A 1,919-nucleotide genomic window follows, 5' to 3' on the forward strand; every position below is an offset into this window, starting at 1 on the left:
CGTGTCGGGGTCGGCGGAGGCCGGGTCGACCGTCACCGTGACGGTGGGTGGCGACGAGGTGTGTTCGGTCACGGCGACGGGCGGGACGTTCACGTGCTCGTTCGACGCGACCGAGGCGATGGACGGCAAGCCGGTCGCGGTCACCGCGACCGATGCCGCCGGCAACACCTCCCCGGCCGCCGACGGCGGGTCGATGGAGGTTAAGTCGGAGGTCGTGACGCCGACCGAGCCGACCATCACGTTCGACCCGGCGCAGCCGGTGGCGGGCGAGAAGGCCCAGATCGCGGTCACCGGCGGCGCCGGGGAGCAGGTCGTGATCACCCACGGCGAGACCGAGATCTGCCGCGTCACCCTGGATCAGGATGGCAAGGGCTCGTGCGAGTGGACCCCGGCCGCCCAGGGTCAGGTGAGCTTGACGGTCACCGTCGGGGACCAGATGGTGACCAAGACCGTCACCGTCCGCGCCGCCGACGATGACGACGACGACAACCCCTCGACAGGCTCGCTCGACATGGGTTCGCTCGGCGGACTCTTCGGCGGGGCCGGCGGGACCGGCTCGTCCGGCTCACTCGGATCGCTGAGCTCGCTCGGCAGCTGACGACCGAGTGCCACACCGAGGGCCCGCCTTCTCCACCAGGGGAGGCGGGTCCTCGTCGTCGTGACCTCCCGCCCCCACCGGGTGATAACACGTTCTACCCTGGGGGCATGGTCACCACACCCACCGCCCGCGACCTCACCCTCGCCCAGATCCTCGAGCGGCAGCAGCAGGCGTTCCTCGCCGACCCGCAGCCCAGCGCCAAGGTCCGCCGCGACCGGATCCTCCGGCTCAAGCGGCTCGTCCTGGACAACGCCGCCGAGCTCACCGAGGCGATGCGCGAGGACTACGGCTCCCGCCCCGAGACGTTCTCGCTGCTCACCGACGTGGCCTCCTCCATCCCCGACCTCGACACCCAGCGCGCCAACGTCAAGAAGTGGATGAAGCCCACCCGTCCCTCCCGCCTGCTGGACGCCGTGGGCTTCACCCAACAGGTGCGACACGACCCCAAGGGCGTGGTGGGGATCGTCGGACCGTGGAACTTCCCGCTGTACCTGACGATCGTCCCCGCCGGCTCCGCACTCGGCGCCGGCAACCGCGTCATGCTGCGGCCCTCGTCCGTCACCGCCCACACCACCGAGGTGCTCGCCCGGCGTGCACCCGACTACTTCTCCGTGGACGAACTCGCGATCATCGGCCCCGAACACGGACGCGGCGCCGACTTCTCCCGGCTGCCGTTCGACCACCTGTTCTTCACCGGCTCACCCGAGGTGGGCAAGTCCGTCGCCGCCGACGCCGCCGCCAACCTCACCCCCGTCACCCTGGAACTCGGCGGGAAGAACCCCGTGGTGGTAGACAGTAGCGCCGACATCGAGCGGGCGGCCCGCAGCATCGCCTCCTCCCGCATGGTCAACGGCGGCCAGGTGTGCATGTGCCCCGACTACGTGTTTGTGCCCCAGGACCAGATGGACCGGTTCTGCGAGATCGTGCTGGACCAGTGGCGCACGGCCAACCCCGCGATCGCCGGCAACCCCGAGTACACCGCCGTGATCAACACCAAGAACTACGAGCGGATTGTCGGCCTGATCGACGACGCCGTGGCCAAGGGTGCCGAGAAGCGCGACGCCGCGCCCGCGGGGGAGCGGTTGCCCGACGCCGTCACCCGCAAGATCGCGCCCACCCTGCTCACCGGCGTCACCTCCGACATGGAGATCGACTCCGACGAGGTCTTTGGCCCCGTGCTCACCGTCTTTGGCTACCGCAGCATCGACGAGGCGATCCGCTACATCAACGACCGGCCCAGCCCGCTGGTCCTGTACTGGTACGGCGACAAGAACGACCGCTTCGAGCACCTGGCCGACCGCACCCGCTCCGGCAACATCTA

Annotated in this window: 2 protein-coding genes; both read left to right on the forward strand. The window is 69.9% G+C overall.

Going from position 1 to position 1,919, the window contains the following annotated elements; translation table 11 throughout:
* Window positions 1–598: Ig-like domain-containing protein (locus G6016_RS16210; RefSeq protein WP_182633629.1), on the forward strand; the 598-nt coding region annotated here is incomplete at its 5' end.
* Between the two features lie 107 nt (window positions 599–705).
* Window positions 706–1,919 (forward strand): aldehyde dehydrogenase family protein (locus G6016_RS16215; RefSeq protein WP_182633630.1); only part of this gene is annotated, 1,214 nt, incomplete at its 3' end.

Source organism: Dietzia aerolata (assembly GCF_014144865.1).
Classification (GTDB): domain Bacteria; phylum Actinomycetota; class Actinomycetes; order Mycobacteriales; family Mycobacteriaceae; genus Dietzia; species Dietzia aerolata.